Origin of the sequence: Vibrio sp. 10N.261.52.A1, assembly GCF_002876325.1 — a bacterium.
In the GTDB taxonomy this organism is placed as follows: domain Bacteria; phylum Pseudomonadota; class Gammaproteobacteria; order Enterobacterales; family Vibrionaceae; genus Vibrio; species Vibrio chagasii.
On the sequence record NZ_MCYD01000100.1, the window covers coordinates 1 to 2,517 of the forward strand.

Consider the following 2,517-nt stretch of genomic DNA (forward strand, 5'->3'; position numbering starts at 1 on the left):
AGGTGCAGGTGCAGGTGCCGTAGAGTAGACCGGAATACTATTGACCGGCTGAGCCTCAACGGGCGCCGCAGCTTGCTCTTGCTCAATGAGCAGTTTGAATACGTGGATCTCTTTTTGATCTCGATAGTCTACTTTTACCTTATCGAGAATACCTTGGTCGACTAGGCACTTAAGGCAGTCGGCTAAACCAAACGTAGAGAGAGCACAAAGCTGACTTGCCGATTGCAGGCACACATTGGTGTAACCGGATTCATCCGCACTGTCTGCAAGCATCAATAAAACAAGCTTTTCTGCTGGGCTAGAAGTATTCACTTGCCAAGCTAAATAAGAATATTTGGCGCTCAATATCGTGTTCTCAAAAAAGGTAGGTCGTTGACTCTATTGTAAGTCACCCCTTACTGAATTTATAGCAACTTAGCAGAAAACCACATCAGTGAGACAAATATTAACCATAAGGAGAGGTTTGCCCCATAAAGACAGCATGACACGCCAATTTTTTCGTAGGATGTTCACATACCCATCACACATTTTTGCTATTGATAATTATCTCATCTATTCACCCAGTTATTCACAGATCATATTAAATTTATAAAACATCTTGATATGATCAATAAATGAGCTATTATGACGATAAGTCAAAAATGACGAAGCGTCACAAAATGGTTAACTACATGAATTTACTATTCGTGTTAACATATTGGATAGGAGTGTTTTAAATACTGGCTAAGCTTAAATAATAGTTAAGCTAAAATACGGACTGAGAAATTATGTTTGGCTTTGGTTGTAAAGGCGATAAACAAGGTATCTTTGGTTGCAAAGGCGTGTTGTCTAAAAAGCAGCAGTCTATTGCAGACCGAGAAGTAGAGTTGATGTTGTTGGCAAAAGATCTGGTTCGAGAACAAGGGTTCGGAAACCTAACGATGGACAAGCTAACGGCAGCGAGCTCTTATTCTAAAGGGACAATCTACAATCACTTTTGCAGCAAAGAAGACGTCGTTTTAGCGTTATGTATTCACTCTCTTAAAACAGAAGCAATGATGTTTGCTCGTTCTGGAGAGTTTGAAGGCAACACACGTGAAAAGATCGTCGCACTGCACGTTGCTTACCGAATCTATGCTCGCATGGAACCGGTACTATCAACCTGTGCGATCATGGCTAAAAGCCCGTGGGTACTAGAGAAAGCGTCTAGTGCACGCGTCGCCGAGATGAATGAGCTGGAAGAGTTGGTGATTGAACAATGCGACTCTATGGTTAACCAAGCGGTAGAAGCGGGTGACCTAAAGTTCTCTTCTGGCGTTGGTTCAGATGCCATCGTTTTTGCTAACTGGTCAATTGCATTTGGTTCAAATGCCTTGTCACAGAATGCATCAAACAGTCATTGTATTAAGCGGTTACAAGACCCGTATTCAGTATTACACAACGCGAACATGATTCTAGACGGCCTCAATTGGCAGCCCCTTTCTAGCGATTGGGATTACCGCAAAACTTGGCGTCGTGTAGAGCAAGAACTGTTCAGTGAAGAGATCGCTTACTTAGAGTCTGTAGGTCGATAGCTTCCATTAAGCCCACACGTGTGGGTTTATTAATAACCATTTTTGACGATTCGTCACAAACTTGAGACTAACCGACTGTGGTTGCTGTTTTCTTGAGTATTTGACTAAGCATTGTGTCTTTTGTCAGCTTCGGCTGGCTTTTTATGACACATATATGACGAATCGTCACAAATGGAGACTGTGATGAAACATGACAGCCAGAAGCCCACGTTCGATCAGCAAAACCAAGATAACCTTAATGCCGATAGCGCAAACACAGATCTAAACAGTTGGCACTCAATACCTACCAAGCGTTCGTTTATCGTTCTGCTGGTGGTGTTTTCAATCATCATTCTCTCTGCATTAGGGGCTAAGAACCTCTACTTTAGAGGGGACTACAACATCTTCTTCGAAGGCACCAACAAGCAGTTGATGGCGTTCGATGAAATCCAAACCACCTTTGCAAAAACCGACAACCTTGCGATTGTTGTCGCACCTGAAGATGGCAATGTCTTCACCCCTGAAACTCTCACCCTGATTCAAAACCTCACGGTCGATGCGTGGCAGATCCCGTATTCAAGCCGTGTCGATTCCCTAGCTAATTATCAGCACACCGAAGCCATTGAAGATGACCTCTTGGTAGAAGACTTGCTGTATGAAGAGTACGAGCACACACCAGAGCGCATCGCCAAAGTAAAACAGATCGCCCTCAACGAACCGTTGCTTAAGAATGCTTTGGTGTCGGCCTCTGGCGATGTGACGATTGTTAACGTAACCGTGCAGCTGCCAGAAGTGGACAAAACCGCGGAAGTGCAAGAAGTGATCGCGGCGATCAATGCCATGATCGGCAAGTACCAAGCTCAGTACCCTAATGTCGAGTTCCATAAAGCGGGCATTATTGCCATGAACAATGCGTTTATGACTTCAGCTCAAGAGGACAGCTCAACGCTCGTTCCCTTAATGCTGTTGGTGGTGCTGGTGTTCC

General features: G+C 44.1%; 1 protein-coding gene and 2 pseudogenes. 2 read left to right on the forward strand and 1 reads right to left on the reverse strand.

Annotated features, from left to right (window positions below):
• Positions 1-345: pseudogene (locus BCT81_RS01315) on the reverse strand (hypothetical protein); the annotation flags it as partial.
• Between the two features lie 422 nt (positions 346-767).
• On the opposite strand from BCT81_RS01315, the gene BCT81_RS01320 reads away from it, so the two are divergent.
• On the forward strand, positions 768-1,553 hold the full coding sequence (locus tag BCT81_RS01320; RefSeq protein ID WP_004741595.1) for a TetR/AcrR family transcriptional regulator: 786 nt from the start codon (positions 768-770) through the stop codon (positions 1,551-1,553).
• A 171-nt stretch (positions 1,554-1,724) separates the two neighbouring features.
• A pseudogene (locus BCT81_RS01325) lies at positions 1,725-2,517 on the forward strand (RND family transporter); the annotation flags it as partial.

Coding starts and splice junctions, on each gene's coding strand:
- BCT81_RS01320 (WP_004741595.1), top strand. CDS start 768: ATGTTTGGCTTTGGTTGTAAAGGCGATAAACAAGGTATCTTTGGTTGC.